Annotated in this window: 20 protein-coding genes; 12 read left to right on the top strand and 8 right to left on the bottom strand. The window is 65.5% G+C overall.

From position 1 onward, the window contains the following. Nucleotides 1-3: 3 nt before the first annotated feature. Complete coding sequence (locus AC3WLE_RS15615) at nt 4-1,482, bottom strand: efflux transporter outer membrane subunit (RefSeq protein WP_492355989.1); 1,479 nt, start codon at nt 1,480-1,482, stop codon at nt 4-6. A gap of 122 nt (nt 1,483-1,604) precedes the next feature. Here AC3WLE_RS15615 and AC3WLE_RS15610 point away from each other — a divergent pair, with 122 nt between their 5' ends. The 6 genes from AC3WLE_RS15610 to AC3WLE_RS15585 all read left to right on the top strand — a co-directional run bounded on the left by AC3WLE_RS15610 (nt 1,605) and on the right by AC3WLE_RS15585 (nt 6,958). Continuing rightward, complete coding sequence (locus AC3WLE_RS15610; protein ID WP_492319514.1) at nt 1,605-2,093, top strand: winged helix-turn-helix transcriptional regulator; 489 nt, start codon at nt 1,605-1,607, stop codon at nt 2,091-2,093. A 74-nt stretch (nt 2,094-2,167) separates the two neighbouring features. Then, nucleotides 2,168-3,274 (top strand): HlyD family secretion protein, encoded by a 1,107-nt coding sequence (locus tag AC3WLE_RS15605; RefSeq protein WP_492351354.1) that lies wholly within the window; start codon nt 2,168-2,170, stop codon nt 3,272-3,274. Beyond that, on the top strand, nt 3,274-4,875 hold the full coding sequence (locus tag AC3WLE_RS15600) for a DHA2 family efflux MFS transporter permease subunit (protein WP_492355990.1): 1,602 nt from the start codon (nt 3,274-3,276) through the stop codon (nt 4,873-4,875). Before AC3WLE_RS15605 ends, AC3WLE_RS15600 begins: the two co-directional genes overlap by 1 nt. Nucleotides 4,876-4,888: 13 nt before the next feature. Further along, entirely contained in the window at nt 4,889-5,080 is a 192-nt protein-coding gene (locus AC3WLE_RS15595; protein WP_492319517.1) for a hypothetical protein, read from the top strand. Between the two features lie 158 nt (nt 5,081-5,238). Further along, nucleotides 5,239-6,291 carry an alpha/beta fold hydrolase gene (locus AC3WLE_RS15590; protein ID WP_492319518.1) on the top strand — a complete coding sequence of 351 codons (1,053 nt, stop codon included), beginning with the start codon at nt 5,239-5,241 and terminating at the stop codon, nt 6,289-6,291. Nucleotides 6,292-6,523: 232 nt separating this feature from the next. Next, on the top strand, nt 6,524-6,958 hold the full coding sequence (locus AC3WLE_RS15585) for a MarR family winged helix-turn-helix transcriptional regulator (RefSeq protein ID WP_492351352.1): 435 nt from the start codon (nt 6,524-6,526) through the stop codon (nt 6,956-6,958). Between the two features lie 32 nt (nt 6,959-6,990). On the opposite strand, the gene AC3WLE_RS15580 is transcribed toward AC3WLE_RS15585, so the two are convergent. Then, nucleotides 6,991-7,767, bottom strand: a complete 777-nt coding sequence (locus tag AC3WLE_RS15580) for an enoyl-CoA hydratase (protein ID WP_492319520.1) — start codon at nt 7,765-7,767, stop codon at nt 6,991-6,993. A gap of 291 nt (nt 7,768-8,058) precedes the next feature. Here AC3WLE_RS15580 and AC3WLE_RS15575 point away from each other — a divergent pair, with 291 nt between their 5' ends. From AC3WLE_RS15575 to AC3WLE_RS15565, 3 genes are all read left to right on the top strand, one after another. Next, nucleotides 8,059-8,547 carry a winged helix-turn-helix transcriptional regulator gene (locus AC3WLE_RS15575; protein WP_492319521.1) on the top strand — a complete coding sequence of 163 codons (489 nt, stop codon included), beginning with the start codon at nt 8,059-8,061 and terminating at the stop codon, nt 8,545-8,547. Nucleotides 8,548-8,675: 128 nt separating this feature from the next. Next, on the top strand, nt 8,676-9,572 hold the full coding sequence (locus tag AC3WLE_RS15570) for a thiolase family protein (RefSeq protein ID WP_492355991.1): 897 nt from the start codon (nt 8,676-8,678) through the stop codon (nt 9,570-9,572). A 65-nt stretch (nt 9,573-9,637) separates the two neighbouring features. Beyond that, on the top strand, nt 9,638-10,111 hold the full coding sequence (locus AC3WLE_RS15565) for a MaoC family dehydratase (RefSeq protein WP_492319523.1): 474 nt from the start codon (nt 9,638-9,640) through the stop codon (nt 10,109-10,111). A 298-nt stretch (nt 10,112-10,409) separates the two neighbouring features. Here the strand turns inward: AC3WLE_RS15565 and AC3WLE_RS15560 are convergent, their stop codons facing one another. The 3 genes from AC3WLE_RS15560 to AC3WLE_RS15550 form a co-directional block, all read right to left on the bottom strand. Further along, nucleotides 10,410-13,529 (bottom strand): efflux RND transporter permease subunit, encoded by a 3,120-nt coding sequence (locus AC3WLE_RS15560; protein WP_492319524.1) that lies wholly within the window; start codon nt 13,527-13,529, stop codon nt 10,410-10,412. After that, nucleotides 13,526-14,650, bottom strand: a complete 1,125-nt coding sequence (locus AC3WLE_RS15555; RefSeq protein ID WP_492340419.1) for an efflux RND transporter periplasmic adaptor subunit — start codon at nt 14,648-14,650, stop codon at nt 13,526-13,528. The genes AC3WLE_RS15560 and AC3WLE_RS15555 overlap by 4 nt, the downstream gene beginning before the upstream one ends. Before the next feature lie 94 nt (nt 14,651-14,744). Further along, a complete protein-coding gene (locus tag AC3WLE_RS15550; RefSeq protein WP_492355992.1) occupies nt 14,745-15,362 on the bottom strand; it encodes a TetR/AcrR family transcriptional regulator in 618 nt (205 codons plus the stop codon). A gap of 95 nt (nt 15,363-15,457) precedes the next feature. Here AC3WLE_RS15550 and AC3WLE_RS15545 point away from each other — a divergent pair, with 95 nt between their 5' ends. Continuing rightward, nucleotides 15,458-16,903 (top strand): efflux transporter outer membrane subunit, encoded by a 1,446-nt coding sequence (locus AC3WLE_RS15545; RefSeq protein ID WP_492351348.1) that lies wholly within the window; start codon nt 15,458-15,460, stop codon nt 16,901-16,903. Between the two features lie 12 nt (nt 16,904-16,915). Here AC3WLE_RS15545 and AC3WLE_RS15540 read toward each other — a convergent pair whose 3' ends face one another. Continuing rightward, nucleotides 16,916-17,239 (bottom strand): putative quinol monooxygenase, encoded by a 324-nt coding sequence (locus tag AC3WLE_RS15540; protein ID WP_492355993.1) that lies wholly within the window; start codon nt 17,237-17,239, stop codon nt 16,916-16,918. A gap of 55 nt (nt 17,240-17,294) precedes the next feature. Next, the gene (locus tag AC3WLE_RS15535; RefSeq protein ID WP_492355994.1) at nt 17,295-18,044 is read right to left on the bottom strand and encodes an SDR family oxidoreductase; all 750 of its coding nucleotides are present in this window, start codon (nt 18,042-18,044) and stop codon (nt 17,295-17,297) included. 113 nt (nt 18,045-18,157) lie between these two features. Between AC3WLE_RS15535 and AC3WLE_RS15530 the strand changes: the two genes are divergently transcribed. Then, on the top strand, nt 18,158-19,075 hold the full coding sequence (locus AC3WLE_RS15530; RefSeq protein WP_492351346.1) for a LysR family transcriptional regulator: 918 nt from the start codon (nt 18,158-18,160) through the stop codon (nt 19,073-19,075). Between the two features lie 68 nt (nt 19,076-19,143). Continuing rightward, the gene (locus AC3WLE_RS15525) at nt 19,144-20,523 is read left to right on the top strand and encodes an FAD-containing oxidoreductase (protein WP_492356021.1); all 1,380 of its coding nucleotides are present in this window, start codon (nt 19,144-19,146) and stop codon (nt 20,521-20,523) included. A gap of 12 nt (nt 20,524-20,535) precedes the next feature. Here the strand turns inward: AC3WLE_RS15525 and AC3WLE_RS15520 are convergent, their stop codons facing one another. Next, nucleotides 20,536-21,168 carry a malonic semialdehyde reductase gene (locus AC3WLE_RS15520; RefSeq protein WP_492319532.1) on the bottom strand — a complete coding sequence of 211 codons (633 nt, stop codon included), beginning with the start codon at nt 21,166-21,168 and terminating at the stop codon, nt 20,536-20,538. Nucleotides 21,169-21,566 lie beyond the last annotated feature (398 nt).

Here is a 21,566-nt window from a genome sequence, read left to right as displayed (position 1 = left end):
ACATTACCAGCCGCCCCCCAGCGCACGGAACGTTGCCACCGCCGCGCGGGCATTGTCGGCGCCCACACGTGCCTGCTGGTCGCGCGCGGCCAGCAGCAGGCGGTCTTCCTCCAGCACTTCGAACAGGCTGACCGCGCCGCCCTTGTAGGCGTCCTCGGCGGCGCCGCGCGAGCGCGCGTGGGCAGCCACTTCCACGGTCAGCTCCTTGCCCTGCAACTCCAGCTGGGTCAGCGTAATGATCGCGTTCTCCACGTCCTCGGTGGCGCGCAGCATGGCCTTGCGATAGGTGGCCAGGGCTTCGGCGTTGGCGCCCTTGGCCTGCGCCACTTCGGCGTCGACCCGGCCGAAGTCGAACAGCCGCCAGCGCAGTCCCGCGATCGCGGCGGGCTGGAAGGCGGACCCGGTGAACAGCTTGCCGGCGGAGAGGCTCTCGAAGCCGAGCAGCGCTGACAGCGACAGCTTCGGGTAGTACTCGGCAGTGGCCACGCCGATGCGGGCACTGGATGCCGCCAGCCGGCGCTCCGCGGCAATCACGTCCGGGCGGCGTTGCAGCAGGTTGGCCGGACCTTGCGCCACGGCGATCTGCGGCACGGCGGTGCATTCGGTCGGCGTCAGGAGTTCGGCGGCATAGGTGCCTGGATGCGCGCCCATCAGTACATCGAGGCGGTTCAGTTGTGTCTCCAGCTCGATCTGCAGCGGCGGGATGGTCACGCGGGTCTGTGCCAGCTGTGCTTCCGCCTGGGCCCGTTCCCGCTCCGCGCCGATGCCATCGGCCAGGCGCAGCTGAACCAGCTCGAGCAGCTTGGCATTGGTCCGCACCTGCTGTTGCGCGATGGCGATGCGCTGCTGCGCGCCGCGCACGCGGAAATAGGCATCTGCCGCTTCGGCGGCCACCAGCACGCGCACGCCCATGTGCTCGGCTTCCGCGGCCTGGGCCTCCGCGCTGGCGGCCTCGGCGCCGCGCCGCAGGCCGCCGGCCACGTCGATCTCCCAGCTTGCCCCCACGCCTGCGCTGTACACCGTCTTGTTGCGGTCAAAGCCCGGCGCGTTCTTGCCGAGGCTGCCCAAGGGTCCTTCCAGCGACTGGCGCCGCCTGGCCACGCTGCCGGACAACGATGCCTGCGGCAGCAGTTCGGCGCCGGCGTGGCTGGCCGCGGCGCGCGCCTGGTCGACCCGCGCAATGGCCGCCGCCAGGTCGAGGTTCTGCTCCAGCGCGCGCTGGATGACGCGCATCAGCGCGGGATCGTCAAAGGCCAGCCACCAGCTGTCCAGTGACGGCGCCGGCTGCGTGGCCTCGCGGGCGTCCAGCGCCGCTGCGTGCGGATAGGCCGCGGGCATGTCCGAGGCCGGCGTTTGGTACTCGGGGCCGACCGCGCAGGCCACCAGGGTGGCCGCGGCGCTGGCCGCAAGCAGGGTGGGCAGGAGGCGTGCGATACCGGCGCGGGTGCGTCGGAGCGGGGGATGGAATCGACTTTGGGGCATGACGGACACCTTTCAACAGCGACGGATAAAGCACAAGCCAAAAACTAACTTGCATGATGATAGTTACTACTCTAGACTAACTTTCAAATTGATAGCAACCCCATTTTCGGAGGAAGCCCGTCATGCAGAGAAAGCCGCTTGCTAAAACCCCGTGCCCCGTCGCTCGCACGCTGGCCCGCGTCGCCGACAGCTGGAGCGTCCTGATCCTGCGCGAAGCGTTCTACGGTGTGACGCGCTTTGACGAGTTCCAGCACAACCTGGGCATCGCGCCCAACATGCTGACCCGCCGCCTGAACTCGCTGGTGGAGGAGGGCATGCTGGTGCGGCGCCCGTACTGCGACCGCCCGCCGCGCTCGGAGTACGTCCTGACCGAGCGCGGCAACGACTTCCGCCCGGTCTTGCTGGCCATGCTGGCCTGGGGCAACAAGCATCTCGCGCCCGAAGGCGAAAGCGTGCAGCTGGCCAACCGGCTTACCGGCGAGCGTGTCGAGCCGGTACTGGTCGATGCCGCCAGCGGCCGCCCTGTCACCGACCCCGATTTCCACATCGCTCCCGGCCCGGCGGCTACCGACGGCCTGCGGCGACGGCTGAACCGCTCGGCCGAGGCCTGACCCGAACTCTCCCGAACCCTCCACCTATTCCGCCTCGCAGGCGGGGTAAGCCTTGAAAGCAGAAAGGAAGTGCCATGAGCAGTAATACGCTGACTGATCGGGCGGGTACCGAACCCGTTCCCGCTTCGAAATCCAAGGCCAGCCCCAGGCGGCTGCTGGCGACCGGCGCGCTGGTTGTCGCCGGACTGGCCGCGATCGGCTACGGCTATCACTGGTGGACAACGGCTCGCCACCTGCAGAGTACCGATGACGCCTATGTCGGCGGCGATGTCACGGTGATCGGCGCCAAGGTCGGTGGCTACATCGCGGAAGTCACGGTGACGGACAACCAGACGGTCCACGCGGGCGACGTGCTGGTGCGTATCGACGACCGCGACTACCGCGCCGCACTGGCCAAGGCGGAAGGCGCCGTGGCCGCGCAACAGGCACTGCTGGCAAACCTGGATGCCACCGCGCGCCTGCAGGAGGCGGTCATCGCCCAGGCCAGGGCTGGCATCTCGGCTACTAATGCAGACACCGTACGGGCGCGCGACGACCAGGTGCGCTACGCCAGCCTGGTGGCGAAGGCGGCTGTCTCCATCCAGAGCTCGCAGAAGGCTGACTCGGACTACAAGCAGGCCCAGGCCAATGGCGAGAAGGCGCGTGCCTCGCTGCTGGCCGCGCAGCGCCAGCTGGACGTGATCGGCACGCAGAAGCAGCAGGCGCAGGCGTCATTGGCGCAGGCGATTGCCGAGCGCGACATCGCCAAGCTGAACCTTGGCTATACGGAACTGCGCGCGCCCGTGGACGGCACCGTGGGCAACCGGCGCGCCCGCGTCGGCGCCTTTGCCGGTGCCGGCAGTCAGTTGCTGTCCATCGTGCCGGCCAGCGGGCTGTGGGTGGACGCGAACTTCAAGGAAGGGCAACTGGCGCACATGCGCCCCGGCATGCCGGTCGAAATTGAAGCCGATGTGCTGCCGGGGCGGGTCTTCCATGGCCACGTTGCCAGCCTGGCGCCCGCCACCGGTGCGCAGTTCAGCGTGCTGCCGCCGGAGAATGCCACCGGCAACTTCACCAAGATCGTCCAGCGCGTGCCGGTGCGGATCCGCCTGGACGAGCAGGACGCCCGGCTTGGCGTCCTGCGCCCGGGCCTGTCGGTGATCGCCCAGGTCAACACGCAGCCAGGCAAGCAGGTGCAGTGATGACCACGGCCACCCAGACCACCGCTGCGTCCGCCGTGGCGGCGATGCCGGACGAGATGTCCACCGCCGCCAAGGTGTTCGCCTTCAGCACGATGTGCGTGGGCATGTTCATCGCCTTACTGGATATCCAGATCGTATCCGCCTCGTTGCGCGATATCGGCGGCGCGCTCTCGGCCGGCGCCGATGAAACCGTCTGGGTGCAGACCAGCTACCTGATCGCCGAGATCATCGTCATTCCCTTGTCCGGCTGGCTGTCGCGCGTGATGTCGACGCGCTGGCTGTTCGCCGCCTCCGCGGCGGGCTTCACGGTGGCCAGCCTGCTGTGCGGGGTGGCGTGGGACATCAACAGCATGATCGTGTTCCGGGCGCTGCAGGGTTTCCTGGGCGGCTCGATGATCCCGATGGTGTTCACCACGGCCTTTGCCTTCTTCGTCGGCCCCCAGCGCGTCATCGCCGCCGCCACGGTGGGCGGGCTGGCCTCGCTGGCGCCGACGCTGGGGCCCACCATCGGCGGCTGGATCACCGATCACTATTCCTGGCACTGGCTGTTCTTCATCAACCTGGTGCCGGGCATCTTCGTCACCATCGCCGTGCCGCTGCTGGTCAAGGTCGACCGGCCCAACTGGTCGCTGGTGCGCGGTGCCGATTACCTGGGCATGGTGCTGATGGCGCTGTTCCTGGGTTGCCTCGAATACACGCTGGAGGAAGGGCCGCGCTGGGACTGGTTCGGCGACGACGTGATCCTGGCCACCGCCTGGATCTCCGGCTTGTCGGGCGTGGCGTTCATCTGGCGCACGCTGACCTATGCCAACCCGCTGGTGGACCTGCGCGCGCTCAAGGACCGCAACTTCGCGCTTGGCTGCTTCTTCTCCTTTGTCACCGGCATCGGCATCTTTGCCACCATCTACCTGACGCCGCTGTTCCTGGGGCGCGTGCGCGGCTTCAGCGCGCTGGATATCGGGCTGGCGGTGTTTTCCACGGGCGTGTTCCAGATGGCGTCGATCCCGCTCTATGCCTTCCTGGCCAACCGGGTCGACCTGCGCTGGCTGATGATGATCGGCCTGGGGCTGTTCGCGGTGTCGATGTGGTACTTCGCCCCCATCACGCACGACTGGGGCGCGGCGCAACTGCTGCTGCCGCAGGCGCTGCGCGGCATGGCCCAGCAGTTCGCGGTGGCGCCCACGGTGACGCTGACCCTGGGCAGCCTGCCGCCGGAGCGGCTCAAGCTTGCGTCCGGGCTGTTCAACCTGATGCGCAACCTGGGCGGAGCCATCGGCATCGCCGCCTGCGCGACCGCGCTCAACAACCGCGGCAACATGCACTTCCTGCGCGAGGCAGAGCACCTGAACATCCGCAATGAAGCCATGGGCAACCTGTTGCAAGGGATCAGCGACCAGTTCGTCGCGGCCGGGCACGATGCCCTCGATGCGCAGACCGCGGCCCTCAGGCAATTGTGGGGGCTGGCCTGGCGCGAGGCGCAGACCCAGACCTTTGGCGACATCTTCCTGCTGATCCTGGTCTGCTTCGCGATCGCCACCGCCATGGTGCCGCTGATGCGCAAGGTTGGGGTGCCGAAGGGCCCGTCGGCAGACGCGCATTGATGAAGGAACGACCATGAATATCAGTCTGTGCAAGCGGTTCCTGTCTGTCGCGCTGATCGCGGGGAGCGTCACGGTGGCGTATGCGGGGGAGCGCCCGCGCGACAACGGTGTGGCGTGCGCTCGTGCAGCGAATGCTTATTGCAATCTTCCAGATAAGGGCTATAGGCCAATGCCGCAAGGCGTGCCGCAGGGAGAGTCCGATTGACTGGTGTGCCAGTCCTCAACCGGGCTGCTTTGTATCTACGTATGTCGCCATCACGGATCCATACACAGCAATACAAATCCCCCTGAAATCCGACACATGCCGCTTGCCATGGCCTCCTAGACTCGTGCTCACATTGATCACGCAAACAGGAGAAGAAGATGTCGAAGACAGTCGATTTACCCCGTCGAGGCTTTCTGGGTGCAGCGGCAGCGACGCTGGCCACCGCGCCGTTCGGGCTGCCGCAGGCCGCCCGCGCGCAAAACGGTGTGTCGAAGGCGCCGGCGCTGCCCTTGACCACGCCGGGCACCCATGCCAGCTTCGCGCCGATCAAGCACGTCAATGCCGGCGTGCTCAATATCGGCTACGCCGAGGCCGGCCCTGCCACAGGGCCGGTCGCGCTGCTGCTGCACGGCTGGCCCTACGATATCCACAGCTTTGTCGACGTGGCACCGCTGCTGGCGGCCCGCGGCTATCGGGTGGTCATTCCCCACCTGCGTGGCTTTGGCTCGACGTCCTTCCTGTCTGCCGACACCATGCGCAACGGCCAGCCCGTGGCAATCGCCGCCGACATGATCGCGCTGATGGACGCGCTGAATATCCGCAACGCCGTCGTGGCCGGTTTTGACTGGGGCGCGCGCACCGCCGACATCATGGCGGCGATCTGGCCGGACCGCTGCAGGGGGCTGGTCTCGGTCAGCGGCTACCTGATCGGCAGCCAGGCAGCCGGCAAGCAGCCGCTACCGCCTGAGGCCGAGCTCCAGTGGTGGTACCAGTTCTATTTCTCCACCGATCGGGGCCGCGCCGGCTACCAGAAGTACACGCACCAGTTCGCCAGGCTGATCTGGAAACTGGCATCGCCGCAATGGCAGTTCGATGATGCGACGTTCAACCGCAGCGCCGCCGCCTTCGACAATCCCGACCACGTGGAAATCACCATCCACAACTATCGCTGGCGGCAGGGGTTGGCCAGCGGCGAGGCCAGGTTCGACGACTTCGAGAAGCGGCTCGCTACGGCGCCAGCCATCGGCGTGCCCACCATCACCATGGAAGGCGATGCCAACGGCGCGCCGCACCCCGAGCCCAGCGCCTATGCCAGCAAGTTCACGGGCCGCTACGAGCACCGGGACCTGACCGGGGGGATCGGCCACAACCCGCCGCAGGAAGCGCCCACAGCGTTTGCGCAGGCGGTGCTCGACGTTGACAGGCGCTGACGAAAGCGGGGGCGCAATGCGCAGATTGCTGATACTGGCTGCCATGACGCTGTCGGCGCTGGCATCGGAGCTGGGCGGCGCAGGCCATCGGTGCGCATGGTCGGGCATGCCCCGGACCATGCGCCCGGAGAAGCGGGCACGAAACAGGGGCGGCTCGGGCGCTGAGGGCTACACCGGCGCATGATAATATTCGCATGCGAACGAAAATCCCCCCCTTTATGGCGCACCAGACATGGAACATCGCCTCGTCTACCTGTTGAACGTGGGCCAGCGGCGCCTGCAGCGCTGGTCACAAACGCGCACTGCCGCGGGTGGCGTGACACCAGCCCAGGCCGGACTGCTTTTCTTCCTGGGCAGCAACGATGGCGCGCTGACGAGCGAGGCTGCCGCGGCGCTGGACCTGGGCGCGCCCGGGATGAGCGGCCTGGCCGACCGGACCGAAAGGGCCGGCCTGATCGAGCGCCGGCCGGACGAGAACGATGGCCGTGCCTCGCGCCTGTGGCTGACGGAGGCAGGGCGCCTGGCGCGCCAGCGTTCCAAGGCGAGCATGAAGGCATTGAATGCCAGGCTGACCGAAGGTTTCACCGCCGCCGAGATCGACGTGGTGGCGCGCTGGCTGACCAGCCTGCAGACAAAGTTTCCGGCCGCGGACGAGGGCGAGGTGTAGCCTGGCAGCGGCCGGAAAGCGAGGCAGTCGACTTACTGCCCGGCAACCCTGGTGAAGTCAGGTTTGCGTTTTTCGGCGAAGGCGGAGAATGCTTCCCGGGCTTCCGCACTGGCCAGCCGCTCCTCGAACCTGGCGCTTTCGCTGTTCATCTGCGAAACCAGTTTTTCCGCATCGCGCATGAGCTGTTTCATTGCGCTCAGGGAGCCCGCCGGCCTGGCGGCAATCTTCTCGGCCATCCGGCGCGCATCCGTGCGCAGCTGGTCATTGGCGCAAATCTTGTTCGCAATGCCCCATGCCACGGCGGTTTGCGCATCAAGCGGCTCGCCCAGCGCGAACATCTCGAAGGCCCTGGCGTGTCCGATCCGCAGCGGGAGCAGGTAACTCGACGCCGCTTCGGGAACCAGGGCGAGATTGACGAAAGGCGTGATCAGTTGCGCATCCTGGCCGAGTACGACGTAATCACAATGCAGCAGCATGGTGGTCCCGACGCCGACGGCCTTGCCATTGACCGCGGCGACAATCGGTACGGTCGAATTGGCAAGGGCGCGCAGGAAGCGATGCACGTGACGTTCGCTGGGGCCATTTCCCGAGGCGATCGCCGCGAATTCGCCGAGATCATTGCCGGCGGTAAAGCTGTCTCCGTCCCCCTGCAACAGCAATACCCGGATAAGCCGGTCCTGCTGTGCCTGCTCGATAGTGTCGGCAAGCGCGCCGTACATCTCGTTCGTCAAGGCGTTCTTCTTGTCCGTCCGGGCAAGCGTAAGGGTCAGCACGCCGCCGGTGAGGTCAACGCGGATTTCCGGGGTCATTGGTCGGTCTCCAGGTGAGAGTTGCACGCCTGCCGTGCAGGCTTCGCGATTAAGTTCGCATACGAAGTATATAGATGGTTCGCGTGCGAAGTAAACGATGGAGGCCGGGCAGCGTGCGGAATCAGCACCTGGGCCAGCGTCCTCCACACAGACGGTGCGGGCAGACGCGTGCTTGCGGTGCTGATAGGCGCGGAATACAGCACAAGCGGAAAGCGAACTTGCATGATGATAGTGACTGCTCTAGACTGACTTTCAAATCGATAGCAAGTAGGTTTTTCGAGGGAGCCAATCATGCAGAGGAAGCCACTTGGTGAAACGCCGTGTCCGATCGCACGCACCGCGGCCCGCGTTGCCGACAGCTGGAGCGTATTGATCCTGCGCGAAGCCTTTTACGGCGTGACCCGGTTCGACGAGTTCCAGCAAAACCTGGATATCGCACCCAATATGCTCACCCGTCGCCTGAACTCGCTTGTCGAAGAAGGCATGCTGGAGCGTCGCCAGTACTGTGACCGCCCGCCCCGCTCCGAGTACATCCTGACCGAGCGCGGGCGCGATTTCCGCCAGGTGCTGCTGGCGATGCTGGCCTGGGGCAACAAGCATCTCGCGCCTGAAGGCGAAAGCGTGCAGTTGGCCAACCGGCGCACCGGCGTGCGCGTGGAGCCTGTGCTGGTCGACGCAGCCAACGGGCGCCCGGTCACCGATGCCGACTATCACCTTGCGCCCGGCCCGGCTGCCAGCGACCGCGTGCGCCAGCGGCTGACCCGCTCGGCCGAAGCCTGAGACGGATTTCCCGCATGGCCAATTCTTGTTGCAACTTTCAAGGCCCGGCCACCGGGCGCATACCGCATGGCGCCTCAACTGTAGTGCGTGCGGCCGATTGATACCGGGTGTTTGGCAGGGAGAATGCGATGCATGCAAGAGATGTCGTGCTGTGCCAGCCGGTGCGGACCGCTATCGGCGCCTATAACGGCTCATTGAAAGGCGTTCCGGCGGCTGATCTCGGCGCCGCGGCGATACGGGCAACCGTGGCGCGGGCGGGAATCGATCCAGGCGAGGTCGGCAGCGTGGTGTTCGGAAACGTGATCCAGGCCGGCAACCGCATGAACCCGGCCCGGCAGGCTGCCATCGGGGCAGGGCTGCCGGTTTCGGTTCCGGCGATGACCGTCAACCGTGTCTGCGGCTCGGGAGCGCAGGCGAACGGGCGATTCACCGGCCAGATTGCCGGGGTGGCGACCAAAGGGAAGGGCGGTACGGCCATGTTCGACGTGGATGAAGCCAACCGCCCTGATACCAGCCTCGATACGCTCGGCCGGCTCAAGCCGGCTTTTCGACCGGACGGCACGATTACCGCCGGCAATGCGCCCGGGCTCAACAGCGGCGCAGCGGCCATGATCGTGGCCGAACGTTCGGTGGCTGAAGCCAGGGGGCTGGAGCCGATGGGACGATTGGCCGCTTATGGTGTCGGGGCCGTGGAGCCCGGCATGTTCGGGCTGGGTCCGGTCCCGGCGGTGCGGCAGGCGCTGCAACGCGCCGGCTGGGAGCTGGGCGACATTGAACGCATCGAGATCAATGAAGCATTTGCCGCGGTGCCGCTGGCCGTCGCGGCCGAGCTCGGATTGCCGCACGACATCATCAACGTCGACGGTGGCGCCATTGCCCACGGCCATCCGATCGGTGCGACCGGCGCCGTGCTGACGACGCGGCTGCTGCATGCCATGCGGGCCGACGGCATACGGCGCGGCATCGTCACGCTGTGCATCGGCGGCGGACAAGGGATTGCGCTGGCGCTCGAGGCGCTGGCCTGATCCGTCTGTTCTCGTGACGGGCGTGCATGGATCGGAAAGATCAGCGCAAACTATCTGGAGAAGAAATGAGCATTCAATACATTGAGGACCTCGCGCCGGGCCAGAAATACGGTTCGGGGCGGCTGACCGTCGAGCCAGAACGGATCAAGGCCTTTGCTGCCGAGTTCGACCCGCAGCCTTTCCACCTCGATGAAGCCGCTGCACGCGACACCCTATTTCGTGGACTGGCGGCGAGCGGTTGGCATACCGCCGCGCTGACGATGCGCCTGCTGGTCGACGGCGAATTCCGGCCCGCAGGCGGCATTGTCGGCGCGGGCTTCGAGGAACTGCGCTGGCCAAAACCGGTACGCCCCGGCGATGAACTGCATATCGAGAGCGAGATACTGGAAGTGCGGATTTCGAAATCGCGCCCCGATCAGGGCATCGTGAAGGTGCGTACCACAACCTTCAACCAGGCCGGCGAGCCAGTGCAGGTTTTCACCGGCAACCTGATCGTCCGGCGGCGCCCCGCAGCCGCCGCGCAGGCAGATGCGTCATGAAGATTCTTGTACTCGGTGCGGAGGGGGGCATGGGCGGGATGCCAGTTTGCGCCGCGGCGATCGGGCATAGCCGCGGCGCAGGCGGGTGACCGCATTGCCCGGCCAGCTTGAGGCTCTTGGCAATGCGGGTCAGCTTGGCGTGTTCGTTGCTCATGAAGGCTTGCGCCTGGGCCATTGTCATCGGCTCGATCGCGCGCTGGAGATTGACGGCGCGCCGGATACGGCTTTCCGGGCTGACCCGCCCACGCATTCATGGCCTCCACCACCCGTGCCGTCATGGCATCCGGTGTCTGTCGGATCAAGTGGCGGCCGTGGGCGTGTTCACGCCGCTGTCGTTCAAATCCGCGGGCGTCATCTCGTTCGCATCGGCAGGCATCCTGATCCGGTACCAGATGGCATACATCGCTGGCAGGAACACCAGCGTCAGCACCGTGCCGGCAAAGGTGCCGCCGATCAGCGTGTAAGCCAGCGTCCCCCAGAACACTGAATGCGTCAACGGTATAAAGGCCAGGATAGCCGCCAGCGCGGTCAGGATCACTGGCCGGGCACGTTGTACCGTGGCTTCGACGACAGCGTCGAACGGCGCCAGTCCCGCGCGCTTGTTCTGGTGGATCTGCCCGATCAGAATCAGCGTGTTGCGCATCAGGATGCCGGACAGTGCGATCAAACCGACCAGGGCGTTGATGCCGAATGGCTGCCGGAACAGCAGCAAGGTCGGGACTACGCCGATCAGTCCCAGCGGGCTGGTGGCGAGCACCATGACCATGGCCGAGATCGATCGCACTTGCAGGATGATGATCAGCAAGGTCAACGCAAGCATGATCGGGAACAGTGGCAGCAAGGCCTTGGTGGCCTTGTCGGATTCCTCGGTGGCGCCGGCCTGCTCGATCCGGTAGCCGGCCGGCAGCCTGGCGATGACCGGTTGCAGTTGCTGCAGGACGGCCGCGGACACGTCGGGTGGCTGCAGCCCCTCGGCGATGTCGCCGCGCACCGTAATGGCAGGCGTTCGGTCGCGCCGGCGCAGGATCGGGTCTTCCATGCGCACATCGACGGTGCCTACCTGCGAGAGCGGAATGCGCTGTCCTGCCGCACCGGTCAACGTGAAGCCGGAGATCTTCTCCGGGTCCAGGCGTATGTCTCCCGCGGCGCGTGCCAGGACCTGCACCGAGCGAATGTCCTCGCGGACTTCGGTGACCGGCAGGCCGTTGAGGAGAAGCTGCAATTGCTGGGCGACGCCGCTGGAAGTCAGGCCGACGGCCTGCAGCCGATCCTGCTGCAGCGTAAAGTGCAAGGCGGGCGCGCGCGGTCCCCAGTCGGTATTGACGGTTCTCATCAGTGGGCTGGTGTCCATCACCCGGCGCACGTCCGCCGCAATGGCACGCAGCTTGTCCGGGTCCGGCCCGGCGACGCGGAATGCCACGGGGAAGGGCGAGTATGGGCCGAATACCAGTTGGTTGACGCGCACCCTGGCCTCTGGCGCGAGTCCGGCGGCGACCGCCTGGCGCAGCCTGAGCTTCAGCGCCTCGCGTTCGTCCTGGTTCTCAGTCCGCACCACGATCTTTGCGAAGGAGGGATCCGGCAGCTCGGGGGACATGGCGAGATAAAACCGGGGCGCACCCTGACCGATGTAGGCCGTCACGATCTTCGCCTCTGCCTGCCTGGCGAGCCACGCTTCCACCTTGGACGTTGCCGCGCTGGTCTGGGCGATGGACGTGCCATAAGGCATCTGGACTTCGACCAGCACCTCGGGCCGGTCGGAAGTCGGGAAGAATTGCTTTTTCACCAAGCCCATGCCCAGCACGGACACCACAAAGCTGCCCACCACGACGGCGGCCACGATCCATTTGCGCTGGATGACGCGCCCTAGCAGACGTCGGAAGCGGTTGTAGTTCAAGGTGCCATAGATGGCATCGTGGCCGCCTTCGGCCTTGCCGATCTCAGGCAGCAGCTTGACGCCCAGGTAAGGCGTGAAGGCGACGGCGACGATCCAGGACACGACCAGTGCAATGCCCACGATCCAGAACATGTTGCTGGTGTATTCGCCGGCGGTGGAACGCGCAAAACCGTTGGGCATGAAGCCCACCGCCGTCACCAGGGTGCCGGACAGCATCGGCGCGGCAGTGTGACTCCAGGCATAGGCGGAGGCGGCAACGCGGCCGTAGCCTTCCTCCATCTTGACCACCATCATCTCGATCGCGATGATGGCGTCGTCCACCAGCAGGCCCAGCGCAAGGATCAGCGCGCCCAGGGTAATGCGGTCAAAGTTCTTGCCAGTGGCCGCCATGACGACGAACACTGCGGCCAGCGTCAGCGGCACAGCCGCTGCAACGACGATACCGACGCGCCAGCCCATGCTCAGGAAACACACCGCCAGCACCACGAGCAGGGCGACAAAGAACTTGACCATGAACTCATCGACCGATGCGCTGATGTTGACGGACTGGTCGGTCACTTTGGTCAGGCTCATGCCCAGCGGCAACGCTTCATTGATTGCTGACACTTCCGCATCCAGCGCCTTGCCCAGGTCCAGGCCGTTCCAGCCGTCGCGCATCACGATGCCCAGCAGCAGTGCGGGTTCGCCGTTGTTGCGGATCAGGAAGGTCGCCGGATCCTCATAGCCGCGTTCAACCGTGGCGACATCCGAAAGCTTGAGGGTCCGGCCCTGCGCCACCACTGGCGTGTCCCGGATCTTCTGCAGTTTGTCGAAGGCGCCGTCGAGGCGAATGAAAACCCGGGGACCCGAGGTGTCGATCGAGCCGGCCGGCGTGAGGGCGTTCTGGCTGTTCAGCGCGGTGAAGATGTCCTGCGGCGAGATACCCAACGTGGCCAGGCGATCATGGGAAAAGGAAACGAAAATGCGTTCGGACTGTTCCCCGATGATGTTCACTTTCTTCACGCCCGCTACGTGCAGAAGTCTCTGCCGCAGTGTTTCGGCGTCGCGTACCAGCACCCGATGTGGCTCGCCTTTTGCCTTCAACGCAAACAGGGCGAAGGTTACGTCCGAATACTCGTCATTGACGATCGGGCCGATGACGCCGGCAGGCAAGCTGCCCGACTCGTCCAGAATCTTCTTGCGCGCCTGATAGAACTCCTCCTGGACCTCCGACGGCGGTGTGCTGTCGAGCAGGGTCACTGTGGTGAACGCCAGGCCAGGCCGCGTGTAGGTTTCGGTGCGGTCATACCAGCGCAGTTCCTGCATGCGCTTTTCCAGTCTTTCCGCCACCTGGTCCTGCATCTCCTGCGCCGTCGCTCCCGGCCAGGCCGTGATGACCGTCATGGTTTTCACCGTGAAGGCGGGATCTTCCGCCCGGCCCAGCTGGAAGAAGGCGATAACGCCGGCCAGCGACACCAGGACGATCAGGAACAGCGTGACAGATCGTTCACGGACAGCGAGTGCCGAAAGGTTGAACCCACTCATTGCTGCACTCCACGAGCAGGAATCGGACTGGCTCCGGTTCCGCTTGCCGCGATGCGAACCTGCTCGCCGTCGCGCAGAAGATGGGCGCCGAGGGCAACGATCCGGTCCCCGACCCTGAGTTCACCTGCGACACGCGCGGCGTCGTCATCCAAACCGCGGACCTTCACCGGGCGCCAGGTGACGCGATTGGATCTCTCGTCCAGCACCCACACGCCAGGGCCTTTGCCCGGGTCGAAGAGGGCACCGATCGGCACCTGCAGGTCGACTTGCTTCGACGGGCGGATTTCCGGAATCCGGAGGGTAACGGTCGCGCCGAGCGGGGCCTCGGCCAGCGTGCCTTCGAGCACGTACCTTGCTTCATAGGTGCGGGTCAGCCGGTCCGCCGAGTCGGAAAGCTGCCGGAGTTTCGCCGGCACGGTCAATGTGTCATTGCCGTATAGCGTCGCCTGGCTTACGGAGCCCACGGGGGGGCGGAGCGTTTCCGGCAGGTGAACGATGGCTTCGCGGCGGCCGGCATGCGCCACGCGTACCACGACCTGGCCGGCGTTGACGACTTGGCCGGCATCGGCCAGCGTCTCGACGACTACGCCGTCGGCGTCGGCGAGCAAAACCGCGTAGCCAGTTGCATTGCGCGCCACATCGGCCTGGGCTTCCGCTGCGTTGAGCTGTGCCCTGGCCGACTCCGCCGCGGCCTTGATCTGGTCATAGGACGAGGCCGATACGGCGCCGGACCCGACCAGGTCGCGATACCGGGCCTCATCCTCCGCGGTTTGCCTGGCCCGCGCCCGCGCGGCGACGACGGCCTCCTGCTGGGCGTGCGCCGCCAGCTTGAGGTCGTTCGGGTCGATGCGCATGAGCGGCTGGCCGCGCTTGACGGTCTGGCCGGTATCGACCAGCCGCTCCAGCACTTTGCCAGAGACACGAAAGCCCAGATCGCCCTGGACCCGGGCGGCAACGGTCCCCGTGAATGAACGTGTCGTGGCGGCCGGGTCCTGAACGGTCCCGATTCTGACCAGCGGCGGCTGGCTGCGCGGATCGGGAGGCGCCGTATCGCCGCAAGCGGCTAATACAAGCGGCAACACGCACGCGGCGGCGGATGAGGCAAAGCGGCGCTGAAGCATAAGGTCCTCTCAAGCGAGACTGGACCTGGATTATTGTTCTTGTGACCAATTTAGTCAATGGTCACAAGCAAATCCGCTAGCGATGTGCACCACCTTAAGGAGCAAGGCTGCGCAGTATCAGGCTGGAAAGCTGGACGTGGGCCTCCGCAGCGAGATCGAGGTTGTGCTGTAGCAGCAGCGGATCGATGTAAGGGCGCATGACGAGATAGATGCCCTTGGCGGTCTCATCCAGTGGCGTCTTGCGCTCAAACTCCCCGGACTTGCGTCCTTCCAGAACAATCCGCATTACCACTTGCTTGATGTGGTCCTCATAGGTCAGAACAGGCTGCCACCGCTCCTGGGCTGCCGCCGAAGCAATGGCGTAGAGTTTGCGGTCCTGGAAGAAAAGACGGGCGCTGGCCTCCATCAGGGCCTTGAACAGGCGCCGCAAACGTTCCGACGAGGTCGGGACGTCTGCAATCGCCGCATCAACCTCGGCCGTGATGGCGCACAGGCAGTTCGCGCAGATCACTTCTCCGATCGCCTGCTTGGAATCGAAGAACTTGTAGATGTAAGCCTTGGAAAAGCCGATCGCCTTGGCCAGGTCGGAAACTGTCGTCTTCTCATAGCCATACAGGCTGAAGTGCTCGGTCGCCGCCGCCACGATCTGGGAGCGGACATTGTGGTCGACAGGGCCTCGGGACGGCAGGGCGGTGGGTGTGGTTTCGGTCATGCAGCGAGCTTAGCGCTCCAGATGGCTGTTGACAACCAGTGACCATTTTATAATATAGTCACACATTCCTGTTCGCCCTGGCTTCCGTGAACCCCATGCTTACCCATCGCTTTCTTGCCCTGCTGTTGAGTGTCGGCGTATTGACGGGTTGCGCCGTCGGCCCCGACTACAGACAACCGGGCGCCCCGCTCCCCGACCGCTACCTGGGCCAGTCCGGCGTTGAACAAAGGCATGCGTCATCCGCTGCCGAGCTCGTCACGTGGTGGGAAGGATTTGGCGATCCGCTGCTGACCCGGCTGGTGTCATTGGCATTGGATCAGAACCTGGACCTGGCGCAAGCGTCGGCGCGCGTCACCCAGGCACGCGCGGGGCTCGGCGTGGCCAATGCGGCCTTGCTTCCTTCGGGCAGCGCCAGTGCGCAGGCGGCCAGAAACTATCAGTCGATCGAGACGCCCCTCGGGAAGCTGCTCGATGCAACGCCCGGCTTTGACAGATATGGCAACAGCTACGAGGCCAATCTCGGCGCAGCCTGGGAACTGGACGTATTCGGTGGACTGCGCCGTGGGCGGGAAGCCGCCCTGGCGGAGTACCAGGCATCGACTGCGGGCGCGACCGCGACGCGTCTCGCTGTGGCCGCCCAAACTGCGGATCTCTATATCACCGTGCGCGGACTGCAGTCCCGCATTGCCATCGCCAGGCAGCAAGTGGAGACCCAGCAGAAGCTGCTTTCGACGGTGAGCCTGCTTTACAGCAAAGGGCTTGCAGCCGAACTGGAGGTACGACAGGCCGAAGGCGCGCTCGCTCAGGTCCGCGCGACCGTCCCGGTGCTGGAGACAGGCCTCGATGCAGCATTGAATGCGCTGGACGTAATGCTTGGTGTTCCGCCCGGCACGTATCGTGCCGAACTGGCCGGCCCTGAAGCGATTCCCGCCGCACCGCAGCTCGCCGGAACGGGCTCGCCGGCGGATCTGCTGCGACGCAGGCCCGATCTCATCGTCGCGGAGCGCCGGCTGGCGGCGGCGAACGCACGAATCGGTGTAGCCATTGCGGAGTACTACCCAAAATTCTCGCTCAGTGCCCTGTTGGGCAGCGCCACAACCGTAGCCAGCGGGAACCTCTTTTCCGCGGGCGCAAGCCAGGCAGCAGGCGTGCTGGGCCTGCGCTGGCGTCTGTTTGATTTCGGCCGCATCAATGCACAGATCGAACTGGCCCGAGGGCAGGAGGCAGAAGCGCTGGCGGCATACCGTCAGGCTGTGCTGCGCGCGACCGAGGATGTCGAAAATGCCTTCTCCGCGCTGATCAAGCGTGAAGATCAGGCAGGCACGCTGGCACAAGGCGAGACCTCGCTGACGCAGGCGCGCAATGCCTCATTTGCCGCCTACCAGAAAGGCGTGGTCCGCTTGATTGAGGTCTTGCATGCTGACGAGAGTCTTCTGCGGACGTCCGACGCCAGAGCGCAGGCACAGACCGAATCAGCGCGGGCCGCTGTGGCGGCGTTCAAGGCGCTCGGCGGGGGGTGGGAACCGGCAGCTGCCTTATAGGGCAATACCGCTCTAGTTGCCGGCTTTCTGGTAGGCGCGCACTGGCGTCAGAAACTCCAGCGTACGTGGTGCTTTCAGCAAATCGGCCAGCACCGCCTCAGATTCGCGCCGGTAGGACGCTTTCAGGTGGTGGTCCCTGAAATGCTGCGCGCTGCAGGCCCAGTTCTCATAGAGAACAAGCGTGTCAGGATCTTCGAGCGAGCGGTGCAGATACGTGTTGATAAAGTCCGGCTCCTTCGACATCTGGTTGAGGACATCAAGGAGTTTTGACTCGAGCTCGGCGCGCCGCTCGGGCTTGCCCGGCAGATGGACGATAAAGGCAATGGATTGGTTCATGGTACTGCTCCAGGCAGGATGGGCCACCTCATGCGCGGACCGCAAAGGCATTGACTTACAGTTGGCTCATGCCACCGTCGGCGATGATTTCGGTACCAACGATGAAGGCCGATTCCGGCGCCGACAGATGCAGCACCGTCGACGCAATCTCGGCCGGCTGGCCGAAACGGCCCAGCGGGATCTGGCTCTGGATCTGCGCGGCGGTGGCCGACAGGGTGTCGGCTTCCAGGCCCAGCTTGCCATACAGCGGCGTCGTCACCGGCCCGGGGCTGACCACATTTACCCGGATGCCCGAGCTGACCAGCTCACCCGACAGGGTCCTGGCCAGCGAGATCAGTGCTGCCTTGCTGGCGGCATACACGGAAGACATCGGCATGCCGATGCGCGCATTGATCGAGCCGTTCAGCACGATCGACGTGCCCGGGTTCAGCAGCGGCAGCAGCGCCTGGATCTGGAAGTACGCGCCCTTCACGTTGGCGTTGAAGGTGGCGTCCCACAGTGCCTCGTCCACATCGGCAACGGCGGCAAACCTGGCAATGCCGGCGTTGATGAAGACGGCGTCCAGGCGGATGCCGGCGTCGGTCAGCTGGCGAGCCAGGTCACGCGCGGCCTGCACGGTGCCGGTTTCGTTGCGGATGGCGATGGCCTCGTTGCCGAGCGTGGCGCGGGCGCCTTCCAGTGCCGCTGCGTCGCGGCCGGTGATGACCACGCGAGCCCCTTCCTGGGCGAATGCCTGGGCAGCCGCCAGGCCGATGCCGCTGTTGCCGCCAGTGACCAGAACGGTCTTGCCTTCGAAGCGATTCATGATGTCCTCCGGTTGGGAAAGTTGAACTTGAACAATCGCGTGACTGCAGTATGGGCGCTGGCCTCCGGTTTGCCATACGATCGATCCGACGAACACGTTCGAAGGAGTCGCACATGTTGTCGGAAGACGAACTGGCCCTGCTGGAGGCCATCCGCGAGGCCGGCAGCCTGTCGCGCGCGGCGGCCAGGCTGGGCAAGGCGCCGTCCACGGTGTCGCACGCCGCGCGGCAGCTGGAGCAGCGCTTCGACGCACTCCTGTTCGACCGCCGCCGCTACCGCCTGCAGCTGACGCGTGCCGGCGAATTGCTCACAGAAGAAGCCGCCCGGCTCGCGCAGGATGTCGCGCGCGTCACACAGCGCGTGCGGCAGGTCGCCAACGGCTGGGAAGACCGGTTGTGGATCGTGACCGACGAGCTGATGGAATTCGAGACCCTGATGCCCGTCATGCATGCGTTCGACGCGCAGGAATCCGGCGTGGCGCTGCGCGTCACGCACGAAGTGCTGGCCGGCACCTGGGAAGCGCTGCGGGACGGCCGCGCCGACCTGGTCATCGGTGCCACCAACGAGCCGCCCGCCATCCCTAACCTGGGGTGGTTCGAGCTGGGCGTGATCGAATGGGTGTTTGCGGTTTCGCCCCGGCATCCGCTGGCGGCCGCCCGCCAACCATTGACGCGTGAGGAGATCGCCCGCCATCGTGCCGTGGTGGTGGCAGATTCATCACGCCTCACGGGCGGCCGTGCTTACGGCATGGTGGGCGGACAGCGCCTGCTGGCCGTGCCGAGCATGCGAGCCAAGACCCTGGCGCAGCGCGATGGCCTGGGGATCGGCTGGCTGCCCAGGCACCGGGTCGGCTCGCTGCTGCAGCGCGGCGAACTGATAGAGAAGCGCACCGCCGACCCGCGCGAGCCCAACCTGCTCTACGTGGGCTGGCGCGGCGATCACGAAGGCCGCGCGCTGCAATGGTGGCTGGAGCAGTTGCGACGGCCCCGGCTGGCCAGGCTGCTGGTGCGGGGCGTCGACGCCTACGCGTAGCTGGCAGGGCAGCGTCCTACCATCTAAAGTAGCTTGTGGCTTTGCGGTACCAGGCAAGGAGAATCGTGATGGCCCAAGGATTCGACGCGATCATCATCGGCACCGGGCAAGCCGGCCCCGCACTCGCTGCGCGGCTGGCCGGCGCGGGTATGAAAACGGCCGTCATCGAGCGCGCGCGTTTTGGCGGCACCTGCGTGAACACCGGCTGCATTCCCACCAAGACCCTCATCGCAAGCGCGTACGCGGCGCAACTGGCGCGGCGGGCTGCCGAGTACGGCGTGACCATCGGCGGGCCGGTCGCGGTCGACATGAAGCAGGTGAAGGCACGCAAGGACGAGATCTCCGGCCGTTCCAGCAACGGTGTGGAACAGTGGATGCGCGGGCTGGAGAATGGCACGGTCTATCAGGGGCACGCTCGCTTCGAAAGCGCGCGCAGTGTGCGGGTCAACGGCGAACTGCTGGAAGCCGACCGGATTTTCGTGAACGTCGGCGGCCGGGCCCTGGTTCCGCCCATGCACGGGCTGGACCAGGTGCCGTACCTGACCAACTCGGGCATGATGGAGGTGGATTTCCTGCCGGAGCACCTGATCATCGTCGGCGGCAGCTACATTGGCCTCGAGTTTGGCCAGATGTACCGCCGTTTTGGGGCCAGGGTGACCGTTGTCGAAAAAGGCCCGCGCCTGATCCAGCGCGAAGACGAGGATGTGTCGCAGGCAGTGCGGGAGATCCTGGAACGCGAGGGGATCGAAATCCGGCTCAATGCCAATTGCCTGAGCGCGCGCAGGGAAGGCGATCACATTGCGGTCGAGCTGGATTGTTCGGATGGGGCGCGCGACGTCCACGGCTCGCACCTGCTGCTGGCGGTTGGGCGCGTGCCCAACACCGAGGACCTGGGGCTGGACCAGGCCGGGGTCGAGACCGACGCTCGCGGCTATATCCAGGTAGACGAACAGCTGCGCACCAACGTCCCTGGCATCTGGGCGCTTGGCGATTGCAATGGCCGCGGTGCCTTCACGCATACGTCATACAACGACTATGAGATCGTCGCTGCCAACTTCCTCGACAACGATCCCCGCAAGCTGACGGACCGCATCGCGGCCTATGCCATGTTCATCGACCCTCCGCTCGGCCGCGCCGGCATGACGGAAGCAGAAGCCCGGCAATCCGGACGCAGGCTGCTGGTCGGCTCTCGCCCCATGAGCCGCGTCGGGCGAGCCGTGGAGAAGGGCGAGAGCCAGGGCTTCATGAAGGTCGTGGTCGACGCCGATACCCGCATGATCCTGGGCGCCGCGATCCTCGGCTTGACCGGCGATGAGGTGATTCACTCACTGCTCGACATCATGTATGCCAAGGCTCCCTATACCACCATCAGCCGCGCGATGCACATCCATCCGACGGTGTCGGAGCTGGTGCCGACGCTGCTGCAGGAGCTGCGGCCACTGGCCTAGGTGCCGCCTCCTTCAGAGCAGTTTGCATGCCTCGTCGAATTCCAGGCGGGGGCTGCGTGGGAACAGCTTGGCAGGGTCGCCATAGCCAAGATTGCACAGGAAGTTCGATTTCACGTGGCTGTCCGGGAAATATTCGAGCTGGAAGGCATTGTCCTTAGGGTCCGCGGGAAAGAATTCGTGATCGACCTTGGCATTGTCGAAGCCGGACATCGGCCCGCAGTCGAGCCCCAGCGAGCGGGCGGCGATGATGAAGTACGCGCCCTGCAGGGAACTGTTTCGCCTCGCGGTAGTCAGCGCGAGCTCGGGGGTTTCGGCGAACCACGAGCGTGCGTCCGCATGCGGAAACAGCTTGGGCAGAAGTTCGTAGAACTTGATGTCATAGGCGATGATGGCTGTGACCGGCGCGGCCATGGTTTTCTCTACATTGCCCGGCGCCAGCGCGGGCAACAGGCGCTGCTTGGCCTCAGGGGTACGCAGGAACAGAATGCGCGCGGGAGAGCAGTTGGCGCTGGTCGGCGCCCATTTCATCAAGTCATAGAGCTGCCGCAGGGTTTCGTCGCTCACGGGCTGGTTCAGCCATGCGCTGTGCGTGCGAGCATCGCGAAAGAGCAGATCCATGCCTTCTTCACTCAAGCGCTTGTTCATGGTTATCTCCTGGAAACGGGACCACGCGGCTGCCCGGCCAGGGCGCCGCTTCTGTCTAGCATAGGCAGCGCCGCTCGCCGCCGCGCCGCAGGCTTTCGCATGGATCCGCAGAGATTGTCCGCGCCATCGGCATGTGCCAGCGCGGGCAGGGGCTCAGGTATCCGCAAAGCCGCTTTGGCACGCCGGGCGAAACGCGCAGTGATCCGGTCGAAGTGACGATTGCCGGCCCTGGTGCTCGCGGTGATACTGGCAAACACCTGGCGCACCTGTGCCACGAAAAATGGGGGAGCAATGGCGAGAAGGCAAAAGCTTGTGCAAACACATACGCCGCGCGCGAGTTCCCCCTGCACCAGCTACCCATCAGGGTGGTGCGCGGCCGTCGCGCGCCTGTCATTGTG

Source organism: Cupriavidus sp. FW306-1B-F12B (genome assembly GCF_058781795.1).
Note: the sequence above shows the minus strand (reverse complement) of the source record. Positions and strands in the feature narration are given on the sequence as shown.